The following is a 22,458-nucleotide window of genomic DNA, read 5'->3' as shown; positions in this document are numbered from 1 at the left end:
ACTGTTAGTGGGAAGAGTTTTTACCGTTAATGTGGATGAGTCCTTTTTCAATGTATTGGTTCAGCACATATTTTCTGAATATGAAAGAGAAAAAATTCCCGAGATAAAGATCATACTTCCCTGCAAAAGGGATGTAATAGCGCTGCTGAGTGCGTTCAAGAATTATAACGCTAAAAAATGCATAATTTTGCCAGAGATAGTTTCACTGGAAAACATTGATGAAGAGGATTTAATATTAAATCTTGATAGAGTTAAAGTTATCAATCCAACAAAGAGGACGCTGCTACTCATTCAATTCATATTGGAGTGGAATAGAAAAAATAATGATAATTTCCCCATTGATTTAGCTTATAGCCTGCCATCCTTGCTTGATAAAATTCAATCTACCCAAACAACGGATTGTTATCAATTCGATGAACATTCAAAAAAAATAGAGAATTTCATAAGCTTACTCATTGAGAGTTGGAATAAAATTTTAAAAGATTTAGGAGTAGTAGATATATTAGAACATAAGAGTGATTACATAAACAATATGATAATCTCTTTACAAAAAGACCAACATATAATCTTTGTTGGAATTGGAAAGGATAAGTCGTTAATTAAGGCTATATATGACCTGCCGTTTGGAAAAATAATTTTGCCTAATCTGAATTTGAAAATTAAAGAGAAAGATTGGCAATCACTTGATAAAAAACATTATCAATATTGCCTGAAAGATCTGCTCGATTATTTAAAAGTGGATAGAAGGGATGTTAGTTTTCTGCCAGAAGCGTGTTCTGGTGTCATCCCAGTGCTCCGACACTGGGATCCAGAAAACTTAACTTTAAATGAGCGCACCAGGTGGCTGTGCAATAGAAACTGGATTCCAGTGTCAAGCACTGGAATGACACCATCTACTACTCAAATTACCTGCAAATTGCAATGTTCATACACCAAAAATCAAAGGGCTGGAATGACAGGAAGTCCTGAGGAATATCTAGATTACATTTTTGATACAACTGCCGATCTAAGCAAAGTTAGTAATGGACATATTGGCAATATTGAAGTCATCACTTGTGATTCCAGAGAGGAAGAAGCACAAGTGACATCATTAATTATAGAGAATGAAGGTTATGAAAACGTTTCTTTGGTTGTCTTTGATAAATTACTTGCAGCTCGTATAGCATGTTTATCAAGGCAACACAGTGCCATACCGGAAAATTATCCTTATATAACACTCCTACTTTATAGTATCGAAGTTTTGACCTCAAATTGGAGCAGTGTGTCATTACTTTCGCTCCTTAAACATAGGCTAGTGACTTTTGATTACACTCAAGAAGAGTACTCTCAGATTTTATCTGAATTTGAAATAGAGATATTACGCAACTTTAGTACAAATGGCCTTAAAGATATTATAGATGCTATTAATACCTATAAAAAGCTAAAACATAAAGAGGATATATTGCTTATTATCAATAGGTTGGAGGCTATACTTAATCTTTTACTTAACTCTATAAATTGCCCTATTTCTGATGTGGTGGCAACTCATTTGCAGTGTATTAATGTGCTATCTGGTATAAATTTTTCAGAGCTAAATAGTGAAATAGGTAATTTCACCTGTAATTTCTTGAATGCATGTGAGGGTATAGAAATTAAGTGCTCCTTAGAGTTATATAGCCAAATTCTGACCTTATTTTTAGAGAAAGAGTTTTTCTCTGTAGCAAATGACTTGAATAAATTCAGCTTATATCACAACAAAGTTGTAATACTCGCTGGATTTAATGAAGCGCCAAGCTTTCAAAGTCCGCTTTTGAATGCACTTACGAGAGAAAAATTTAACCTTCCTTCTGTGCAAGAAGAGCAGGGGTATTTTTTTTATACTTTACACAATTTGTTTTGCGCAAGTAAGGTTTATATTACAAGATCGCTAAGCCATAGAAAACCAATTCTATTGCAGCGTTTGGAAATTCTGCTCAAGGAGGGGAAACAGCCGTATCGCGATTGGCTGAGGATATTAAATACGCCTGAATGTACTGTTCCATGTACTCAGCCTATGCCAAAACCTCAAACCGAAGTTAGAAAAGAAAAAATGCAGGTGATGTCTTGCAGTGCAATAGAAAAGCTAATTCGTAATCCTTATTCATTTTACGTTGAATATATACTGGGCCTTAAACAATTAAGAGACTTGAATTTTAAGCCATCGATATTGGAATTTGGCACTATGGTGCACAACATTCTTGCAAGATATTTACGCAACAAAAAGTCGCCAATGAGCATTGCACGAAAAGCATTCTCGACTAGTCAGTTTAATTTTTCAAATATGTGGTGGGTAAGACTGCAAAGGATAATTCAATCTTTTGTCGAATTTGATGAGACTCGAAGCAATTATGTTGAGTTGGAAAAGAGTTTTACCTGTCCGATATTTCATATTCCAGCGCGTGACGCTGGAATCTATATTTCTTGTGATGATGTATCCCAGTATGAAACTGCTTGGATGACAAATAGAGATCTGATCCCACAAGAAATTTTACTGACAGCAAGATGTGATAGAGTTGAGTATCTACCAAGTGGGCAAGTAGCAATTATAGACTATAAACTTGGTTCACCACCTTCCAACGAAGAAGTGATGTCGGGGTTTTTTCCACAGTTAATTTTGCAAGCCTTAGCGGTAGAACATATAACAAAAAGAGAAGTTTCAGAACTTGCTTATTGGAAACTTGATTATGATAAAATAAAAGTTATTTCTATACAAAATTATAGATACAAAATGCAAGAATTAAAAAATGATCTGCCTGGTTTTTTATCTAATTATTTAAGTAATTCCACACCCTTTATTGCCTCTCCATATTTTGATAAATTCCTGAGATTTAACAGCTATAAACAGCTAGAAAGGGTAGGGGAGTGGTTGTAAATGGTGTCATCCGAGTAGCTTGACTACTTGGATTCAGGAAAAAGAATGGTGTCATGCAAGTAGCCTCCTTCTCCTGTCATCCCAGTGCCCCTATGATGTCATCCCAGTGCCCCGACACTGGGATCCAGAAAAGTTTGCTTGTAAGCAAGCAAACTAGCATAGAAAGTGGTTACAACATTTTCGATGAGATTATATGGAAAACTGGATCCCAGTGTCTGGGCACTGGGATGACAGCAGTCCTACGTCATACCGCGATTCATTCGCGGTATCTCTTAACATAGATCCCGCTAACAAGCAGCGGGATGACACCTCTCTTGGGCTCTTTTAGCTACAAACGTTAAGAAATTTACCAAACGAAAAAAAAGGCAAAAGAAGCCCTAGTCATTGTCTATTTTCAGTATTTGGCGTTTTTTAAGTCTTAAACACTGCAATTTAGCTGCTTTTAAATGCAACTCACCTTTGTTTAAATGTTTAAGAAATTTACTAAGCAGAAAAAAAGGCAAAAGAAACCCCGTGGTAATTAGTGTTCACTCCCTAATCCTGCAAATTGGCGTACTATACTGTCTTAAACGACTTATAAGCGCGTTTCAGCTTATATAGGTAAAAACCTAGAAATGTTGTGAAGACATAAGGTGCACATAGTGCAAAAAATTAAAAATAAGACGCCAACTACGTTGTTTTCTTGCTGTTTAATCTGCACAGATGAAGATAACTGAATACCTTCACTATCATGATAAGGGGGCTGGCGGAGTTTGTCAAGGAAGTTTTTTCGTTTCTATTCCCAAGAAAAGTTCGTTATATGGTTATGCAAGAAGTCTATTATATTTCCTTACCCATTTGCTTAACTTTCTCTCTACTTTTTTTGAATAAGGTCACTATTGGCATGACAAACATTCATCGTAGTCAATATCTGTTTTGTGTTGCAATATTTCACTTTTTTTGAATATGTCATGCGAAACCTTGTCAGCTCTCTGCATTGATTGTGATCTGCAGTAATATAAGCTCTTCAATCCTTTTTTCCAGGTAAGCATGTGTATTTTATGCAAGTAACGTTTGTGTATGTTGGCAGGCAAGAACAGATTGACTGATTGAGACTGACAAACATACGGAGTTCTATCACTTGCATGTTCTATAATCCATCTTTGATCAAGCTCGTACGCTGTTTTAAATGTCAATTTTTCATGCTCACTAAGAAAATCTAAATGCTGAACGGAACCCTCGTTTGTCGAAATTGAAGACCATATTTTATCATTGTCTTGATTTTTTTCTACTAATAGTTTTTGCAAGAATTTATTTCGCACTACAAATGAGCCTGTCAGTGTCTTTTGTATGAATACGTTTGCTGCATATGGCTCTATTCCAGGAGAGGTATTGCCTGCAATAATGGAGATTGAGGCAGTTGGAGCAATAGCGAGCTTGTGTGTAAACCTTTCCATTAGATCAACTTCTTTGGCATCAGGACATGCCCCCTTTTCCTCTGCTAATTTTTTAGAAACTATATCTGCTTGCTCACGTAAATACTTAAATATTTTTTTATTCCATTGTTGTGCTATTACTGATTCAAAAGGAACCATTTTGCTTTGTAAAAATGAATGAAAACCCATCACACCAAGACCAATACTGCGTTCTCTGGCTGCAGAATATTTTGCTCGCTGCATTTCATTCGGTGCTTTATTTATGAAATCTTCCAATACATTATCAAGAAAGCGCATTATATCTTCTATGAAGAGTTTATTGTCTTTCCATTCTTCGTAGTACTCAAGGTTTACGGATGATAGACAACACACAGCAGTGCGTGACTTATTCAGGTGATCATAACCTGTAGTTAAAGTTATTTCACTGCATAGATTTGACATCTTGATGTCTAAGTTGAGCTTTTTGTAAGATTCTGGCTTATTGTTATTTGTTGCATCAAGGAAAATAATGTAAGGTTCTCCAGTTTCAACTCTTGCTGTTAATATTTTGATCCATATATCCCGCGCTTTTACAGTTGAAATAACCTTATTGTTGTGAGGGCTTATTAAATTCCATTCTTGATCATTCTCAACAGCCTGCATAAATTTATCTGTTACTATTACAGCATGATGTATATTTAACGCTTTGCGATTTGGGTCACCGCCTGTTGGCTTGCGCAAATCCAGAAACTCTTCTATCTCCGGATGAGATACAGGAAGATAGACTGCTGAACTTCCTCGCCTTAAGGATCCCTGACTAATTGCGAGAGTTAGAGCATTTTGCACCACAATAAATGGTACAATTCCTGATGTTTTACCACTACCTTTTACACTTTCACCAATTGAACGTAAATTTCCCCAATAACTACCTATGCCTCCTCCACGTGCAGCAAGCCAAACATTTTCATTCCATAAGTCAACTATTCCCTGCAAGCTGTCTTCGGTTTCATTAAGAAAGCAAGAGATAGGCAACCCTCTCTTGGTGCCACCATTGCTGAGTATTGGTGTTGAAGGCATGAACCACAAGTTGCTCATGTAGTCATAAAGACGCTGCGCATGTTCTTTGTTATCAGAATAGTAATTAGCAATACGTGCAAAGAGGTCTTGGTAACTTTCATTTTCTATTAAATACCTGTCTGATAGAACTGCTTTTCCAAAATCGGTTAATTTGCTATCCTTTGCGTAATTAATAGTAATGTTATTCATAAAATTCCTTTTATTCTTTTATTATATATAGATACTTAAAAGCCACTTTGAGCGATTTTTAAGTTAGGTTTTTCGGATTTTCTTGTTGATGCTGTAATGCAAACAAGATACCGTCAACCTGACTGCCATATATTTTACAGTAACTCATATAACTTATCTGCATATTTATTTTTTTTGCAACATGTTGAACATAACTTTCTGAGTGACGAAAATAGTCTCCTTTGTTTACAAAGTCAATACCTTCACCTTCCTTTCTTCTTATTAAACATATAATAACCCCTTTTTTGCTCGTAGATCTTTTTGCTAATTCCAATTCTTCTTGAAAGTCATGTAGATAATGTAGCACTTCAGCAAAGATAATTACATCATACTGCTGGTTTTTCTTTTGTTTAAGAAACTCTTTCATTTCCATATGTATTAATTCATTGTAAACAGGCTTACCTTTTATAAAGCATCCTCTTGCGATATTTAGCATTCTACTTGAAATGTCAATTCCTGTTATGTGGCTTCCAGTACTATTTATTTTCAAGAAATGACCACATATTCCAGTCCCACAACCAAGGTCAAGTATATTGAGCTCAGAAGTGGAGTTGTTGAAGATTTTTGTAATTATCATGTGTACAAGTTCATGCCCTCTATACTGTTTAGCAATCAACCAATGCTCAACAAAATATTCACCTGTGTAATCAAAATATTGTCTTATGAGGTTTTTTGGCAATTCTGTAATAGGCGCTGAGTTTGTCATTTTTTTTATATAGTAAGATGCCTCCTCGTGATCACTATCTAATTTTAGTGTCTGTGTTAAATAATTACAAGCTTTATTAGTATTCCCTACCGCAAAATGACACCTTCCGATGTTATACCAGACTATGGGTAAATGGGGGTAAAATATGCTAATTAACCAAAATCGTAACTTTGCATCTGATATGCTACCTTTATAAAAGTGATATAAACCGATTTCAATGTTGGTATTTAACAGGTTCTTAGATTTTTTAAGAAGCACTGTCATTTCTTTATGAAGAGTATTATATTTATTCACAATGAAGTGTTTTACTTTCTTAATATTTAATACACCAATGAGCTTAGACATACAATTTAAAGCAACGTTTTTTATAAAAGAGAGATTACTTTTCATACATGAGAAATACTCCGAATGTTCATTATCATTTTTAGGCAATTGATTTTAACACATTTTATCTTACAAAATATCTTTTTTATTAATTTTTACTGTATATATAAGTTTACCGCATATTTCTCAGATTGTACTGTTTAGGATTGCTAGTATATTGTTGTTGATAATATAAGTAAATGTTTTGTGCAAAAAGGCGTTGACATATTATTTATTAGGTTATAATATAAAGATTAATTTAGTTTTTAGATGTTTGACAAGTTTTATGGTAGAGATTAATTTAATCTCAATTCAATTTTAATAATATTTAACTCTGCATATTCTGCATATAGTCGGGTAAATAAATTATTAAGAGCACTTGATGGATGCCTTGGCGTTAAGAGGCGATGAAGGACGTGGCAGGCTGCGATAAGCTGTGGGGAATTGTCAACAAATTTTGATCCGCAGATTTCCGAATGGGGAAACCCAACTAGCTTGGCTAGTTATTACATACTAAGTATGTAAAGCAAACTTGGTGAACTGAAATATCTAAGTAGCCAAAGGAAAAGAAATCAACCGAGATTCTGTTAGTAGTGACGAGCGAAAGCGGAAAAGGCTAGTGATTTAAGAATAAGAATTAGAATACTCTGGAAATAGTAACCATAGAAGGTGATAGTCCTGTATAAGTAGAAAGTTTTTAAATCCTTGAGTAGAGCGGGGCACGTGAAATCCTGTTTGAATATGGGGGGACCATCCTCCAAGCCTAAATACTCCTTAACGACCGATAGTGAACAAGTACCGTGAGGGAAAGGTGAAAAGAACCCCGGGAGGGGAGTGAAATAGAATCTGAAATCAAGTGCTTACAAACAGTTGGAGCTCTATATCAATTTATTGATATTTAGAGTGACAGCGTACCTTTTGCATAATGGGTCAGCGAGTTAATCTATGAAGCAAGCTTAAGCCGTTAGGTGTAGGCGTAGCGAAAGCAAGTCTGAATAGGGCGTTTTAGTTTTATGGATTAGACCCGAAACCAAGTGATCTAGTCATGACCAGATTGAAGGTGTGGTAAAACACACTGGAGGATCGAACCAGTTAATGTTGCAACATTATTGGATGAGTTGTGATTAGGGGTGAAAGGCCAATCAAACTTGGAAATAGCTGGTTCTCCGCGAAATCTATTTAGGTAGAGCGTTGTATGTATGTTGTTGGGGGTAGAGCACTGGATAGACTAGGGGGATTCACCGTCTTACCAAATCTAACTAAACTCCGAATACCAACAATTAATTATACAGCAGGCACACTACGGGTGCTAAGTCCGTGGTGGAAAGGGAAACAACCCAGATCACTATCTAAGGTCCCAAAATTACAGCTAAGTGGGGAAGGAAGTAGAAAAACCATTACAGCTAGGAGGTTGGCTTGGAAGCAGCCATCCTTTAAAGAAAGCGTAACAGCTCACTTGTCTAAATAAGTTTTTCTGCGCCGAAAATGTACCGGGGCTAAAGCTGTATACCGAAGATGTGAGTACTTATTGATTTCGATCAATAGGCGCGGTAGCGGAGCGTTCCGTAAGTCTGTGAAGGTGGTTTGTGAAAACTGCTGGAGATATCGGAAGTGAGAATGCTGACATAAGTAGCGTAAAAGAGTGTGAAAAACACTCTCACCAAAAATCTAAGGGTTCCTACGTTAAGTTAATCTGCGTAGGGTTAGTCGGTTCCTAAGGCGAGTCCGTAAAGGAGTAGTCGATGGCAATTAGGTTAATATTCCTAAACCTCTTAAGTGTGACGGGTTTCGTATTTGTATAGATCTTATTGGATTGATCTATGCTTAAAAGAAGCTCCAGGAAATAGCACTTATATTTATGAGGCCGTACCGCAAACCGACACTGGTGGATGAGTAGAGTATACTAAGGTGTTGAAAGAATGATGTTGAAGGAACTCGGCAAATTATACCTGTAACTTCGGAAGAAGGGTAACCTGCTTTTAGGCAACTATGAGCAGGTGGCACAAAATAGGGAGTAGCGACTGTTTACTAAAAACACAGGACTCTGCAAACACGTAAGTGGAAGTATAGGGTCTGACGCCTGCCCGGTGCTGGAAGGTTAATAGGAGGGGTGCAAGCTCTAAATTGAAGCCCCAGTAAACGGCGGCCGTAACACTGACGGTCCTAAGGTAGCGAAATTCCTTGTCGGGTAAGTTCCGACCCGCACGAATGGCGTAACGATTTCTCCACTGTCTCCAACATCACTTCAGCGAAATTGAATTCCCCGTGCAGATGCGGGGTACCCGCGGTTAGACGAAGAGACCCCGTGCACCTTTACTATAGCTTTACATTGCTATTAAAAGTGTGATGTGCAGGATAGGTGGGAGACTTTGAAGTTATGGCGCTAGCTATAATGGAGTCAACCTTGAGATACCACCCTTTACACTTTTGATATCTAACTATGTTTCATTATCTGGAACTAGGACATTGTATGGTGGGTAGTTTGACTGGGGCGGTCGCCTCCTAAAAAGTAACGGAGGCGTGCGAAGGTAAGCTAGAGCTGGTCGGAAATCAGCTTGATAGTATAATGGCATAAGCTTGCCTGACTGCGAGGCTGACAAGCCAAGCAGAGACGAAAGTCGGTCATAGTGATCCGGTGATTCTGTATGGAAGGGTCATCGCTCAACGGATAAAAGGTACGCCGGGGATAACAGGCTGATGGTGTTCGAGCGTTCATAGCGACGACACCGTTTGGCACCTCGATGTCGACTCATCACATCCTGGGGCTGAAGAAGGTCCCAAGGGTTCGGCTGTTCGCCGATTAAAGTGATACGTGAGTTGGGTTTAGAACGTCGTGAGACAGTTCGGTTTCTATCTGCCGTGGGTGAAGGAAATTTGAGAAGGTCTGACTCTAGTACGAGAGGACCGAGATGGATATACCTCTGGTGTACCAGCTGTTATGCCAATAGCATCGCTGGGTGGCTATGTATAGATGGGATAATTGCTGAAAGCATATAAGCAAGAAACCCTCTTCAAAAAGATTTCCCAATTAAGGCCGTGGAAGACTACCACGTTGATAGGCTAGGTGTGGAAGCATGGTAACATGTGAAGCTAACTAGTACTAATAGCCTGATTGATTTATTTGCTTTCTATATGTGTGTATGCAGTGTTAAATATTAAGTTAAAATTGTTAAGTTAGAAATTTTTATTGACTTGGTGGCTATAGCAAAAATGAACCACCCGATCTCATCTCGAACTCGGAAGTGAAACTTTTTAGCGCTGATGGTACTTGAAAAGGGAGAGTAGGTCGCCGCCAAGTTTATAAAAATTTCTTTTTATCGCCTTTTAATAATTCTTTTATTACGAGAAGTCGCTTCTATATTCAAATCTAATAATTGTGGTCTAGGCTTATTCTTATTCTGCTCTAAGTATTGACTTTGCTCAAATGCTAATTCCCATTGTGTACGATAATTAGATTCTTTATATTCATAAAAATCTTCTTTAACATTATTTGTATTTATATTGAGATTTTTATCTTGTTCTTTTCTACTCTCTACCATTAAACACCCACACCCGTTAATTTATTTTAAAAATTTTACTTATGTTATCATAAAAAATATAGTTGTAAATACCTTAATTGAGATTTTTTTTTATTTTATCTTTTTTAAGCAAATAGTTAGATCTTTTTGTAAGTTTTTATAATTTGCTTGCATAATGTTTCTATGAGTTAGTATTATGTAGTAGTGCCCTATATTGCTTATATTTAAAATGCTAATTTTAGCAAGCATTCGTAATTGCCTTTTTATTTTATTTCTTTTTGCTGCTTTTCCGGCTTTTTTACTGATAGCCAGACCTACTCTAATAGTATGAGTGTACTTTTCAGGTTCTCTTTCTTTTATGGCGTACAGTGATATATAAAGCCCACGATAAAAAAGACTGCTGAGTGCTAACTTATTTTTGAAAGCAAAGGAAAAATCTTTTTTTTTATACTTACTATGCGCATAATTTGTTACACCCTAATGAACGGCGCCTATTAAGGATTTTTCTTCCAGCTCTTGTTGCCATACGTGAACGAAATCCATGTCTGCGCTTTCTTATCAAATTTTTTGGTTGAAATGTTCTCTTCATTGTTTTTATATTAATATAATTATTTATTTTAAATTGTTTTACTTTATTGTCAAATGATGGTGAACTTGTATGACATTTTCGTAGAATAAAATTTGATGCATGGGAAAATGAATTCGGTGATAGTCATACCTGTCCTACTAATCCTTTTATTTTGTTTTAGTAGGTTTCAAGAAGTAAATAAGGTTAAATCTTATCTATATCTTAGTTGTGTATGGATGCTAACTTGGTTGTTAGTACTCTATAATAATTGTTTTGTAACTTTTATTTCTATAGCGTTACTTTTTTTCATGCTTGCTTTTATCTTTAAAAATAAAAGAAATAAGATAATAAAACTTTCGTTATTTGTGGCTTTGGCCATATCATTTTTTATCACTTTATTTATAATGCTATCTATTTTTATTCAATCCATTAATTTTTTTAATAAAGTAGCTATTTCAGAATTCTTGTTTTGCTTGAAATGGGGCCACAATGTAGTCACTGTCAATGAAGAGAAGATAGGATATTTTGGTATAGCGCCGCTTTTAGTAGGTACATTACTTATAACTATTATAGCAATGTTAGTTGTCGTTCCGCTTGGTTTATTTTCTGCAATATATATTAGTGAATATGCGAGTGAGAAAGTGCGTTATATTGTTAATACAACTTTGCAAGTTTTATCTGCTATTCCTACGGTTGTATATGGATATTTTGCGGTTGTGTTCTTGTCTTTCTTTATAAAGCAGGTAGCAAATTTTTTTGGTTTAAGTATACACTCAGAAAGTGCCTTAGTTGCCGGTTTATCGATTGGGATAATGATTCTTCCTTTTATTATTTCTTTACTCGAAGATGCCATAAGATCTGTTCCAAAAAGCTTGCGTTATGGCTTCATGGCACTTGGCGCAACTCCAGCGGAAACTATATGGCATATAACAATACCTTATGCAATGCCTACAATTTTAAGTGCAATTTTATTGTCAATTTCAAGAGTGATAGGTGAAACAATGATTGTGCTAATGGCTGTGGGAATCAACGCAAATTTGACTTTTAACCCTCTTAATTCAGTTACTACCATTACCGTGCAGATCGCTACATTACTTACCGGAGATCAGGATTTCAATAGTGTACAAACTCTTGCTGCTTATGCGCTTAGTTTAGTATTGTTTATTATTACTTGGCTATTAAATGCATTTGCATTGTTTGTAATGAAGCGTAACTAGTAAGCGTTTTAATGTTGCAAAATTTCTATTAATAATATAAGATTTATTTTCTTTAGAAGTTCTTTTATGGAATTATAGTGTTGGGTGATAAAAATAAAGAGATGAATATAGGTAGAGCGATTAAGGTAACTCAAGCAGTTGTTGATATAAAATTTGAAGGTGAATTGCCTAAAATATTTAATGCTTTAAAAAGCAAACTAAAATATAAGGATAAGGAGCTGGTTTTAGAAGTTTCGCAGCATATAGGTGACAATATAGTTCGTTGTATTGCTATGGATAGCACAGATGGCATGTCAAGGGGGGATGAATTTGTTGATACAGGCGCACCAATATCAGTTCCGGTTGGGCGTTCAACTTTAGGAAGGATTTTTAATGTTGTTGGAGAGCTTATAGATGAGTGTGGTCCACTGAAGGGAAAATATAACTTAGAGCCTATACATAGAGCACCTCCAAGTTTTACTGAACAGAGAATACAGGAAGAAGTTTTAGTTACGGGAATAAAAGTTATAGATCTTCTTGCACCTTATCTTAAAGGAGGAAAAATTGGCTTATTTGGTGGAGCCGGTGTTGGTAAAACAGTCCTGATAATGGAATTAATTAATAATATAGCAAAAGCTCATAAAGGATTTTCTGTGTTTGCCGGGGTAGGGGAGAGAACGCGTGAAGGTAACGATCTTTATCACGAGATGATCACTTCAAATGTAATAAATATAAATGAGCATGAAAAATCTCAAGCTGTTTTGGTTTATGGTCAGATGAATGAGCCTCCTGGAGCAAGGGCTAGAGTTGCTTTAACAGCACTTACTATGGCAGAGTATTTTCGTGACCGTGAAAACCAAGATGTTCTATTTTTTGTGGATAATATCTTCCGTTTTACACAAGCTGGTTCTGAAATTTCTGCTTTACTTGGAAGAATACCGTCAGCTGTTGGTTATCAGCCAACCCTTGCAACTGATATGGGTGCAATGCAAGAAAGAATAGCTTCAACAACTTCTGGCTCTATTACTTCTGTGCAAGCTATATATGTTCCTGCGGACGATTTAACTGATCCAGCCCCAGCAACTACATTCTCTCATCTTGATGCCACCACAGTGTTGTCAAGGCAAATAGCTGAAATGGGAATATACCCTGCTGTTGATCCACTTGATTCAACTTCTCAGTCTTTATCTGCTGAAATCATTGGTGAAGAACATTATAAGGTATCTTCTGAGGTGAAACGTATATTGCAAACTTATAAATCACTGCAGGATATTATCGCAATACTTGGTATGGATGAGCTATCTGATGAAGATAAAATTATTGTTGATAGGGCTCGTAAGATTCAGAAATTTCTTTCTCAACCTTTTCACGTTGCAGAAATATTTACTGGTATGCCTGGTAAATTTGTTTCACTTTCTGATACTGTTTCCAGTTTTAAAGAAATTGTTGAAGGTAAATATGATCACTTACCAGAGGCTGCTTTTTATATGGTGGGGAATATAGATGAAGCAATAAAAAAGGCTGAATTAATACAAGCTGAAGCTAAATAAAAGTTAAAGATTATGAATACTTTTAAAGTGCAATTTTTCTCTCCTGATGATCAAATTTCATTCAGTGGAGTGGTTTCTCTTTCAGTAACTGGGCTCGAAGGGGAGCTTATGATTTTAGCTCACCATGCTCCTTACTTAATTTATTTATTGCCTGGTATAATTACCATTAAAATGGGTAATCAAAAAAAAGAAAAAGTTGTAGTTGATAATGGTGTGTTGGAAGTTGCAGATAACAATTGTAGCATTATGGCGAACCAAGTTCAGATTTTTGATCATGTAATTCATGATGAGGAATCGTTGAAGAGCAAAAGAATTAGTATATGTTTAAGGTATCTTAATGAGAAACATCTTTCTTAGCTGCTTTAGGCAAAAAATCAATTATCATTCAAATGGCTGTAAGATCGTTGCTCCAAATGCTCTTTTTTCGTTATCCCAGAAACTCCAAGGTGTCATCCCAGTGCTCCGACACTGGGATCTATTTTGCAAACCAATAGGTTTCTTGCACTACCTCCTATCATTCCAGTGCATGACACTGGAACCTGTTTTCTTTTTTTTCTGGATTCCAGTGTCACGCACTGGAATGACAATGTCTGCTACGCAAATTACCTATAAATCACAATGTTCGTACAGTTGTGCGTCACGCGCTGGAATGATACTAAAGGGTGGGCTACTGGTTTTTCATGTAAACAATGGTTATGCAAGGAGTTTAATGACAAGATTTTGCAAGGGTATTTTTTTTATGGGAGATTAATATGGAAATTTTTCTTGATAGCGTTGATTTAAATGAAATTAAAGAACTAAAGGAGTTCATTGACGGCATAACAACTAATCCTTCTTTAATAGCAAAGTCCGGGCGTAAAGATAAATACGAGGATTTAGTGCGTGAAATATGCTCTATTATCAAGGGGCCTGTTAGTGTTGAAGTTGTTGCAAATAACCATGCAGATATGGTTAAAGAAGGCCTTAAGTTAGCGAAAATCGCTGATAATGTTGTGGTAAAATTGCCCCTTACATATGAAGGATTAATTTCTTGTAAAAAGTTGTGGACAGAGCATAAAATACCTGTTAACATCACATTATGTTTTTCTCCTGGACAAGCACTGCTTGCCGCTAAGGCCGGTGCTTGTTTTATTTCTCCCTTTGTTGGTCGCCTTGATGATATAAGCTATGATGGCTTATCGCTAATAGAAGATATATGTACTATATATTCTAATTACGGTTTTGATACTAAAGTTCTTGTTGCATCAGTGAGAAGCCCAGCACATGTAATAGAAGCTGCAAGGCTTGGTGCTGATTCAATTACTGTGCCAGCAAAAGTACTTAGACAATTAATTAATCACCCACTTACTGACCAAGGGCTAGCAATATTTGAAAAAGACTGGGGTGCAAAATAATAAACGGTCACTACTCTGAATCGGTTGACAAATTGGACGCTTGATAAGCGTAATTTGGAGCTTCTTGTGTAATGACTACATCATGAGCATGACTCTCTCTTAATCCTGATGCAGTAATAGTAACAAATTTACAATTTTTTTTCATCTCTTCTATATTCCTATTACCAGTATACCCCATTGCAGCTTGCAATCCGCCAATCAACTGATGGATTACTCCTGAAGCTGGACCTTTGAATGGAACTCTTCCTTCCACTCCTTGTGGAACTAATTTTAGTTTTGAATCTTTATCTTGAAAATAACGGCTAGCTGAACCTCGTTTCATTGCACTAATAGATCCCATTCCTCGATAGCCTTTATATGCTCTGCCCTTATACATGATAATCTCACCTGGGCTTTCGTCAGTGCCAGCAAAAATCGAACCAATCATCACAGAGTCAGCACCAGCTGCAATAGCTTTTGCAACATCTCCTGAGTATTTTACCCCACCATCAGCAATTAGTCTGACGTTTCTTGCTCTACACGCCTCTGCAACATTCTTGATTGCAGAGAATTGTGGCACACCAACACCTGTAACTATTCTGGTTGTACAGATTGATCCTGGTCCTATTCCGACCTTCACTGCATCAACACCCGCATCAATCAACGCTTCAGCAGCCTCCTTTGTTGCAATGTTTCCGCCAATTAATTGCGTATTAGGATACATCTTTTTTATTTCCCTAATGGTATTGATAACGTTTTCGGAATGACCGTGAGCAGTATCCACAACAACTACATCAACTTCTTCTCCGATCAAAGCTTCACATCTTTCTATACCATCTTTTTTACCAGTGCCAATTGCAGCGGCAACTCTGAGCCGCCCTTTACTGTCTTTACATGAATTTGGGTATCTATTGTATTTTTCAATGTCTTTAACCGTAATTAAACCTATACAACAAGAATTTTCATCTACGACCAAAAGCTTTTCTATTCTATTTTCATGCAACAATTTCATTGCTGAGGCACTATTCACTCCCTGCTCCCGCACTGTCACTAACTTATCTTTTGTCATCACTTCGGAAACTTTTACATTCATGTTCTGGTCTTCAATAAACCTCACATCTCGGTTAGTTAAAATTCCAACTAACTTGAGTTGATCGACTACAGGAATGCCAGAATAATTGTGCTCTCTCATTAATGAAATTGCTTCCGCAACTGTTTTATCCGGTGAAATCGTAATTGGGTTATACACGATCCAACTTTCATATTTTTTCACCCTTCTTACTTCTAAAACTTGTTCATCTATTGATAAATTCTTATGTATGCAACCTATCCCTCCATGTTGGGCAATAGCTATTGCAAAGCCCGATTCAGTAACAGTATCCATTGCAGAGGATATGAGAGGGATATTTAGTTCTATATTATTTGTTAAATAAGTTTTTGTATCTGCATCGCAAGGCAATATATTAGAATAGGCTGGCAAAAGAAGTATATCGTCAAACGAATAACAAGCTTCCATTTTTTTCATAGGCTTTATTTAAAGCTTATACGCCAATTAATTAAATTGCAATAGGGCTTTTGCAAAATAAGCATTCTACATTATTTGCCAGCAAACAAAACTGCTCAATAGTTAAGTTTTCTGGACGTTCGTTTCCACTCAATTTAGCGTTTTCAAGGACAGTTTCAGCGTGGTTCGTTATATTTTGCAAGCTATTTCTCAGCATCTTTCTTCTTTGAGCAAAAACGGCACGTGTTAATCTTGTTAAGGTTTCCAAATTTACTGCAAACTTTGGGGTAGGCAAAGGATTTACTGTAATTACTGAAGAATGTACTTTTGGCCTTGGAAAAAACTCTTTAGGTTCAATATCAAATTCCTTTTTTATATCACATAGTAACTGGCTTAGCACTGATAAGGAACCATAATCTTTAGAATTGGGTCTTGCCGTAATGCGATCTGCTACCTCTTTTTGAAACATTAATGTCAAGTTCGTAAAAAATTTTATATTATTTAACCACTTTAAAAATAACGCTACCGAGATATTGTAAGGCAAGTTAGCAATAACTTTGACTGGGCGCTCTATCAGCTCTTCTTCTATAACATGCAGTGCATCCGCTTCTATAATTCTATACTTTCCTTGATGCTCATTTAGCAGTTGGTCATGGTGTTTTACTAAATCTCTATCTTTTTCTATAGAAAGTAGAGACTTTGGATTATGCACCAATATTTCTCTTGTTAATGCACCATATCCAGGACCAATTTCAATGACATTAAAATTCTCTAGACTACCGGCTAAAGCGACGATTTTTTTTGTTATCTCACTCGATAAAATAAAATTTTGCCCTAGACTTTTTTTTGGCTTCAGTAAAAATTTTCTCATATTATTTTCATTATACAGTATTTTAAAAATCAGTTGACTAAAATCCATTGATAATTGTATATTATTAATGTGTTTAACGCCGGCTTAGCTCAATTGGTAGAGCAACTGACTTGTAATCAGTAGGTTGTCAGTTCAAGTCCGACAGCCGGCACTCTCGCCCATATAAGTAAAGTTGATGTCCTTTTTAATAGTAGCAAATTGGAAAATGAATGGAATGCGTTCTTCATTTGTTGACTTTATAGGCAAACTTAATAACAAGAACAATGAGATTACTTCTAGACTAGTGATTTGTCCACCATTTACCGCATTTTCAGACAGTATAGAGTTGAGCGATAATATTAATATAGGAGCACAGAATTGCCATTATAAAAAATCTGGTTCTTACACAGGTGAAATTAGCGCAGAAATGTTAAAGGAATTAGGGTGTACTTACGTAATACTTGGGCATTCTGAAAGGGCTAACGAAACAGATAGTGAAATAAAACTTAAGTCGGAAATAGCAATAGAATCAGGCTTACACCCAATTATCTGTGTAGGTGAAAATTCAGAAGATTATAAGAATGAAAAAACAAAAGAAGTAATAGAATATCAATGCAAAAACCGTTTGCCAACACACGGTGAATATACCGTAGCATATGAGCCAATATGGGCAATAGGCACAGGTCATGTGCCAAATAATGATGCAATTGCTGAGGTGATAGAGGTAATAAAATTGTGTACTGGTAAAAAACACATTACATATGGTGGTTCAGTCAGTTCAGAAAATATAGAAAATTTGTTAAATATTTCAAATTTATCAGGAGTTTTAATTGGCAGTGCAAGCTTAGATTTCGATCACTTTTATAAAATCATACAACAAGTTGAAAAAAAGTTTTCTCTTATCAATTCTAAAAGTAGATAAAAGGGAATTACTCACTATAGGAATAGGGCTATCACGGGCGTCTCAGCAGATTCCGCTAACGCGTACTCCCTCGTCATAACGTCACGGTATCCGCTAACACGTAGCGAGATGACGGTTGTCAGAGTGACACTGGTTTCCATACAAAGGTGGTGTCATCTAAGTAGCTGACACTGATTTCCATCCAAGACGGTGTCATCCCAGTGCCCAGACTACTTGGATCCAGAAGACTTAATTTCAACCAAGTGGCTGCATAATAAAGGCTGGATTCCAGCGTCACGCGTTGGAATGACATCTTTCTTGGTGGACTCAAATCACAATGTTCGTACGGTTGTGGGCTTATAGCTAAAGTAATCTAGAAAATTAACGATATTTTATTCCCCGGTGAACGCTCTATTTTGTTTTCCAACTCTAGTTCTAAAAGAGCCATTAGAGCTATGTTGGCAGAAAGTCCGCTTGCTAATATAAGTTCATCTATATCAACAGGTACAGAGTTAATATGATTAACTATAACAGATTTTGCCTGTTGTAATTTTTCTTGTTTTTGGTTAACAGAATGGTGCTCAACATCAAATAGGTTTTTTTGCTGCGGAGGTAAACTAAACCTAACACTTTCTATTATGTCATCAGCGGACTCGATAAGCTTAGCACCGTTTTTAATTAAATAATTACTACCACTACAGCGTGAATCTAAAGGGAAACCAGAAACTGCAAATACCTCTCTCCCTTGATTTAAAGCAAAATCTGCTGTTATTAGAGAGCCAGAACGTTTCGATGCTTCAATCACTACAACACCCAGCGATAGACCAGATATAATTCGATTCCTTTGAGGAAAATACTGAGGCTTTGGTTTAGTAGCAAATGGAAGCTCAGTAATTACTAAACCACCGTTCCCAGTGATTTTTTTGTATAGATCAAAATTCTCTTTTGGATACACCACATCAATTCCGCTTGCTGTAACAGCAATAGTGGGATGATTTTTGTATATTACACTGTTTGCTGCGGTATCGATTCCTTTTGCAAGTCCAGAAACGATAACAAAACCAGCTTCGCTTAAATCAAGTGCTAGTTTACTGGCAAAATTTCTTCCATTCATCGAAGAGTTGCGCCCACCGATTATTGCAATTATCTCACGGCTTAATAATGATATATTACCAAACGCAGTTATTATAGGAGGACAACTAGAGATATTTCTTAAAAGATCAGGGTAATCTGGGTCACATGCGGGTATAATTTTAGCTCCAATTCTTTCTGCATTATTGATTTCTTCTCGTGCATCTTGAATGCCATACACCTTATTATTAGCCACCCTATTGAGATATTTTAGCACCTCATCTAGCGATCCATGTGTTCTTAGTATACTAAAAAACTTTATTGGTCCTATAGTTCTAGCCAAGCTTAACCATACTTCTAATTCTTTGTTGTTCAATTTATTTATCTTCATAAAAGGCTTGAATTTCTTATCAATTTAGTGTACCCAAGATAATGCAAATATACAGTGTTTTATGACGCATTTTGTTACAGATAAATGCATAAAATGTAAATATACGGACTGTGTGGAAGTATGTCCCGTTGACTGCTTCTATGAAGGTAAAAACATGCTCGTGATTAACCCAGATGAATGTATTGATTGCGGAGTGTGCATACCTGAGTGTCCAGTAGATGCAATTGTAACTGATGATTCCATAAAAGATATTTTAGAATTAGATGAAGAATTACTGAGCAGCGAACAAAAAACTTTCAAGTTATTTTACGATATAAATGTAGAATACTCACAAAAATGGCCAAACATTACAGCTAAAAAGCAACCTCTCTATACTGCAGAAGAGTATAAGGAAAAAAAGGATAAAACAGCTTATTTTGATGAAAATTTAGAGTAATACTGCTGAAGAGGAAGAAACTTCTTTTATATCTTATCCTGTTTGTCTTTGGTTATTGAAAATGGTCGCATTATTTAGGTTTTTAGTAATATTTAATATTAGATTAATAATAATCTACTTGGAAACAACGAAAGATTATGTTAAATATAGAATTAACGAATTATTATATAACTTTTAGTAGGATGACAGTATTATAAAATTTAGAGGCATCAAAATGGAAAATCACGCTAAAGAGAGTATAAACCCAACAAAGCATAAAGTAGTATTACCAAACTCAAAAACAATCAATATTGAAGGAACAAATTTCAAGTATGAAATACATTACGATCAATTAGATGAGAAAGATCTTCTTATGATTGAAAAATACGCTAATTATATTTTTCATGCCTACCAAGAGAGATATGGTTTAGATATCAACACAGATCATACTTTTAAAGGCTTTATATATAACAGCTTAACAGATTTGCGTAATGCACGTCCAGGGCATAACACGGCTTATGCAGGCGCATCTTTTCACCACTACCCTCATAAAAGTGGGTCTGTAGCTCATGATTTGACAGAAATGATTTATATTACTCTAAATTTCTATAATAAACAAAGTCGTAATATTCCTATCCCAAAAGGCAATTTTACAATAGATGTAGAAAAAGAATTAAAAGCTATTAGATTAGACGACAATCAAGAAGAGTCAAAAAAAATAGAACTTTCAGGCTCAGAAGAAGAAAAAATCAAGGTAGATGAGGAAAAAAGTCGCCAAGAAGAAATCAGTCCAGAAAAGCATCAAACAATTAATCAAGAAGAGTCAAATACAGCGGAGAAACCTGAAACAACAATTAATCAAGAAGAGCCAAAAAGAATAGAACCTTCAGGTTCAGGAGGAGAAGAAAAAATCAAGCTAGATGAGGAAAAAAGTCGCCAAGAAGAAATCAGTCCAGAAACAGTATTACCAAACTCAAAAACAATCAATATTGAAGGAACAAACTTTAAGTATGAAATACATTACGATCAATTAAATGATAAAGATCTTCTTACGATCGAAAGATACGCTAATCATATTTTTCATGCCTACCAAGCGAGATATGGTTTAGATGTGAGTACAGATTATACTTTCAAAGGCTTTACATATAACAACTTAACAGATTTGCGTCACGGTGCTTATGCAAACGCATATGGTCACCACTACCATTATAAAAGTGAGTCTATAGCTCATAAGTTGACAGACGTGATTTATCTTACTCTAAATTTGTATAATATGGAAAATCACGGTACTCCTTACCTAGAAGACAAATACACGTTTATAAGAGATGTAGAAAAAGAATTAAAAGCCATTAGATTAGACGATAATCAAGAAGAGTCAAATACAGGGGAGAAACCTGAAACAACAATTAATCAAGAAGAGCCAAAAAAAATAGAACCTTCAGGCTCAGGAGAAGAAGAAAAAATCAAGCTAGATGAGGAAAAAAGTGGCCAAGAAAAAATCAGTCCAGAAACAATGTTGCCAGATTTGAATAACTTGAATGACAATCAAGAAGAGTCAAATACAGAGGAAACATCTGAAACAACAATTAATCAAGAAGAGCCAAAAAAAATAGAACCTTCAGGCTCAGAAGAGGAAGGAAAAATCAAGCTAGATGAGGAAAAAAGTAGCCAAGAAGAAATCAGTCCAAAAACAGTGTTGCCACATTCAAAAACAATCAATATTGAGGGAACAAACTTTAAGTATGAAATACATTACGATCAATTAGATGAGAAAGATCTCCTTACGATTGTATAACAACTTAGCAAATTTGTCTGACGATGATTATGATTCTATTACCGCGGATTATCACGAATACCATTATCACAGTGAGTCTATAGCTAATGATTTGACAACAATGATTTATGTTACTCTAAATTTGTATAATGAGAAAAATTACGGCACTTCTTTCCCAAGAGGCGAATTTATAAGAGATGTAGCAGAAGAATTAAAAAACATTGGATTAGACGATAATCAAGGAGAGTTAAATACAGAAGAGAGACCTAAAACAACAATTAATCAGGAGAAACAGGAAAAAGAATTAAAGGAATCTGATCAACAAGATGTTATAACAACTACTGATCACCCGCTAGATGATTATAATCATGATTATCACTTAATAGGCTAGCAAGTAGCACTAGCAAAAATTAATCAGGAAAAAGGGTTAGAGGGAGCAAGATGTTATCTGATCAACCCGCCAGATGAATTATAGTCGTGAGAACCTGTTTATAATCTTTTGAGGAGTAAAGGCTAGGTATACAGATTCCAAAATGAACGGTTCTCACAACCTTTAGTTTTTATTGCTGAAAATAATCATATTATCAAGTTTTTAACATTATTTAATACTAAGTTAATATTAATTCATTGATAAATTTTTAGCTATAGAAGCAGGTTTTTATTGAAGATAAAAGTATCTTCTATATGCT

The 22,458-nt window shown here is 35.7% G+C and carries 16 protein-coding genes, 1 tRNA gene, 2 rRNA genes and 1 pseudogene; 12 read left to right on the top strand and 8 right to left on the bottom strand.

Features of this window, described 5'->3' with window-relative positions; all coding sequences use genetic code 11:
• Positions 1–7: 7 nt before the first annotated feature.
• Complete coding sequence (locus AAGD99_RS02055) at positions 8–2,890, top strand: WPE palindromic element domain-containing protein (RefSeq protein WP_341823193.1); 2,883 nt, start codon at positions 8–10, stop codon at positions 2,888–2,890.
• A gap of 875 nt (positions 2,891–3,765) precedes the next feature.
• Here AAGD99_RS02055 and AAGD99_RS02050 read toward each other — a convergent pair.
• Together AAGD99_RS02050 and AAGD99_RS02045 are read right to left on the bottom strand one after the other, a co-directional pair.
• Positions 3,766–5,550, bottom strand: a complete 1,785-nt coding sequence (locus AAGD99_RS02050; protein WP_341822436.1) for a ribonucleoside-diphosphate reductase subunit alpha — start codon at positions 5,548–5,550, stop codon at positions 3,766–3,768.
• Between the two features lie 58 nt (positions 5,551–5,608).
• A complete protein-coding gene (locus AAGD99_RS02045) occupies positions 5,609–6,685 on the bottom strand; it encodes a methyltransferase domain-containing protein (RefSeq protein ID WP_341823192.1) in 1,077 nt (358 codons plus the stop codon).
• A gap of 332 nt (positions 6,686–7,017) precedes the next feature.
• Here AAGD99_RS02045 and AAGD99_RS02040 point away from each other — a divergent pair.
• Together AAGD99_RS02040 and rrf are read left to right on the top strand one after the other, a co-directional pair.
• Positions 7,018–9,783, top strand: a 23S ribosomal RNA gene (locus AAGD99_RS02040).
• Between the two features lie 66 nt (positions 9,784–9,849).
• A 5S ribosomal RNA gene (gene rrf, locus AAGD99_RS02035) occupies positions 9,850–9,956 on the top strand.
• A gap of 16 nt (positions 9,957–9,972) precedes the next feature.
• On the opposite strand, the gene AAGD99_RS02030 is transcribed toward rrf, so the two are convergent.
• The 3 genes and pseudogenes from AAGD99_RS02030 to rpmH all read right to left on the bottom strand — a co-directional run bounded on the left by AAGD99_RS02030 (position 9,973) and on the right by rpmH (position 10,765).
• Complete coding sequence (locus AAGD99_RS02030; protein ID WP_341822434.1) at positions 9,973–10,197, bottom strand: hypothetical protein; 225 nt, start codon at positions 10,195–10,197, stop codon at positions 9,973–9,975.
• 90 nt (positions 10,198–10,287) lie between these two features.
• Positions 10,288–10,563 (bottom strand): annotated as a pseudogene (rnpA, locus tag AAGD99_RS02025) (ribonuclease P protein component); the annotation flags it as partial.
• Positions 10,564–10,630: 67 nt separating this feature from the next.
• A complete protein-coding gene (gene rpmH / locus AAGD99_RS02020) occupies positions 10,631–10,765 on the bottom strand; it encodes a 50S ribosomal protein L34 (protein WP_006279898.1) in 135 nt (44 codons plus the stop codon).
• A 107-nt stretch (positions 10,766–10,872) separates the two neighbouring features.
• Between rpmH and pstC the strand changes: the two genes are divergently transcribed.
• From pstC to fsa, 4 genes are all read left to right on the top strand, one after another.
• A complete protein-coding gene (pstC, locus tag AAGD99_RS02015; RefSeq protein WP_264688474.1) occupies positions 10,873–11,961 on the top strand; it encodes a phosphate ABC transporter permease subunit PstC in 1,089 nt (362 codons plus the stop codon).
• A gap of 101 nt (positions 11,962–12,062) precedes the next feature.
• On the top strand, positions 12,063–13,490 hold the full coding sequence (gene atpD / locus AAGD99_RS02010) for a F0F1 ATP synthase subunit beta (RefSeq protein ID WP_341822433.1): 1,428 nt from the start codon (positions 12,063–12,065) through the stop codon (positions 13,488–13,490).
• Positions 13,491–13,502: 12 nt separating this feature from the next.
• Entirely contained in the window at positions 13,503–13,847 is a 345-nt protein-coding gene (locus tag AAGD99_RS02005) for a F0F1 ATP synthase subunit epsilon (protein WP_341822432.1), read from the top strand.
• A gap of 395 nt (positions 13,848–14,242) precedes the next feature.
• Positions 14,243–14,884, top strand: coding sequence for a fructose-6-phosphate aldolase (gene fsa, locus AAGD99_RS02000; protein ID WP_253309151.1), 642 nt, complete (start codon positions 14,243–14,245; stop codon positions 14,882–14,884).
• Between the two features lie 10 nt (positions 14,885–14,894).
• Here the strand turns inward: fsa and guaB are convergent, their stop codons facing one another.
• Both guaB and rsmA read right to left on the bottom strand, forming a co-directional pair.
• Complete coding sequence (gene guaB, locus AAGD99_RS01995) at positions 14,895–16,388, bottom strand: IMP dehydrogenase (protein ID WP_341822431.1); 1,494 nt, start codon at positions 16,386–16,388, stop codon at positions 14,895–14,897.
• A 31-nt stretch (positions 16,389–16,419) separates the two neighbouring features.
• Positions 16,420–17,238 (bottom strand): 16S rRNA (adenine(1518)-N(6)/adenine(1519)-N(6))-dimethyltransferase RsmA, encoded by an 819-nt coding sequence (rsmA, locus tag AAGD99_RS01990; RefSeq protein ID WP_341822430.1) that lies wholly within the window; start codon positions 17,236–17,238, stop codon positions 16,420–16,422.
• A 78-nt stretch (positions 17,239–17,316) separates the two neighbouring features.
• Here rsmA and AAGD99_RS01985 point away from each other — a divergent pair.
• Positions 17,317–17,389: transfer RNA gene (locus AAGD99_RS01985), tRNA-Thr, on the top strand.
• 24 nt (positions 17,390–17,413) lie between these two features.
• Positions 17,414–18,139: a triosephosphate isomerase gene (locus AAGD99_RS01980; RefSeq protein WP_341822429.1), complete on the top strand. Its 726-nt coding sequence runs from the start codon at positions 17,414–17,416 to the stop codon at positions 18,137–18,139.
• A gap of 352 nt (positions 18,140–18,491) precedes the next feature.
• Here AAGD99_RS01980 and dprA read toward each other — a convergent pair whose 3' ends face one another.
• Positions 18,492–19,580, bottom strand: coding sequence for a DNA-processing protein DprA (dprA, locus tag AAGD99_RS01970; protein WP_341822427.1), 1,089 nt, complete (start codon positions 19,578–19,580; stop codon positions 18,492–18,494).
• A gap of 61 nt (positions 19,581–19,641) precedes the next feature.
• On the opposite strand from dprA, the gene AAGD99_RS01965 reads away from it, so the two are divergent.
• From AAGD99_RS01965 to AAGD99_RS01955, 3 genes are all read left to right on the top strand, one after another.
• Positions 19,642–20,016: a ferredoxin family protein gene (locus tag AAGD99_RS01965; RefSeq protein WP_010082601.1), complete on the top strand. Its 375-nt coding sequence runs from the start codon at positions 19,642–19,644 to the stop codon at positions 20,014–20,016.
• A gap of 214 nt (positions 20,017–20,230) precedes the next feature.
• Positions 20,231–21,790 (top strand): hypothetical protein, encoded by a 1,560-nt coding sequence (locus tag AAGD99_RS01960; protein WP_341822425.1) that lies wholly within the window; start codon positions 20,231–20,233, stop codon positions 21,788–21,790.
• Positions 21,783–22,160: a hypothetical protein gene (locus AAGD99_RS01955; RefSeq protein WP_341822424.1), complete on the top strand. Its 378-nt coding sequence runs from the start codon at positions 21,783–21,785 to the stop codon at positions 22,158–22,160. Before AAGD99_RS01960 ends, AAGD99_RS01955 begins: the two co-directional genes overlap by 8 nt.
• Positions 22,161–22,458 lie beyond the last annotated feature (298 nt).

This window comes from Wolbachia endosymbiont (group A) of Clivina fossor (genome assembly GCF_964026865.1).
In the GTDB taxonomy this organism is placed as follows: Bacteria; Pseudomonadota; Alphaproteobacteria; order Rickettsiales; family Anaplasmataceae; genus Wolbachia.
The sequence above is the reverse complement of the archived record's forward strand: the minus strand, read 5'-3'. Positions and strand labels throughout refer to the sequence as shown.

What these genes read in the sequence shown, in the direction of transcription:
- AAGD99_RS02050 (WP_341822436.1), bottom strand. Translation starts at nt 5,550, where the DNA reads ATGAATAACATTACTATTAATTACGCAAAGGATAGCAAATTAACCGAT.
- AAGD99_RS02045 (WP_341823192.1), bottom strand. Translation starts at nt 6,685, where the DNA reads ATGAAAAGTAATCTCTCTTTTATAAAAAACGTTGCTTTAAATTGTATG.
- AAGD99_RS02030 (WP_341822434.1), bottom strand. Translation starts at nt 10,197, where the DNA reads ATGGTAGAGAGTAGAAAAGAACAAGATAAAAATCTCAATATAAATACA.
- rpmH (WP_006279898.1), bottom strand. Translation starts at nt 10,765, where the DNA reads ATGAAGAGAACATTTCAACCAAAAAATTTGATAAGAAAGCGCAGACAT.
- pstC (WP_264688474.1), top strand. Translation starts at nt 10,873, where the DNA reads ATGAATTCGGTGATAGTCATACCTGTCCTACTAATCCTTTTATTTTGT.
- atpD (WP_341822433.1), top strand. Translation starts at nt 12,063, where the DNA reads ATGAATATAGGTAGAGCGATTAAGGTAACTCAAGCAGTTGTTGATATA.
- AAGD99_RS02005 (WP_341822432.1), top strand. Translation starts at nt 13,503, where the DNA reads ATGAATACTTTTAAAGTGCAATTTTTCTCTCCTGATGATCAAATTTCA.
- fsa (WP_253309151.1), top strand. Translation starts at nt 14,243, where the DNA reads ATGGAAATTTTTCTTGATAGCGTTGATTTAAATGAAATTAAAGAACTA.
- guaB (WP_341822431.1), bottom strand. Translation starts at nt 16,388, where the DNA reads ATGAAAAAAATGGAAGCTTGTTATTCGTTTGACGATATACTTCTTTTG.
- rsmA (WP_341822430.1), bottom strand. Translation starts at nt 17,238, where the DNA reads ATGAGAAAATTTTTACTGAAGCCAAAAAAAAGTCTAGGGCAAAATTTT.
- AAGD99_RS01980 (WP_341822429.1), top strand. Translation starts at nt 17,414, where the DNA reads ATGTCCTTTTTAATAGTAGCAAATTGGAAAATGAATGGAATGCGTTCT.
- dprA (WP_341822427.1), bottom strand. Translation starts at nt 19,580, where the DNA reads ATGAAGATAAATAAATTGAACAACAAAGAATTAGAAGTATGGTTAAGC.
- AAGD99_RS01965 (WP_010082601.1), top strand. Translation starts at nt 19,642, where the DNA reads ATGACGCATTTTGTTACAGATAAATGCATAAAATGTAAATATACGGAC.
- AAGD99_RS01960 (WP_341822425.1), top strand. Translation starts at nt 20,231, where the DNA reads ATGGAAAATCACGCTAAAGAGAGTATAAACCCAACAAAGCATAAAGTA.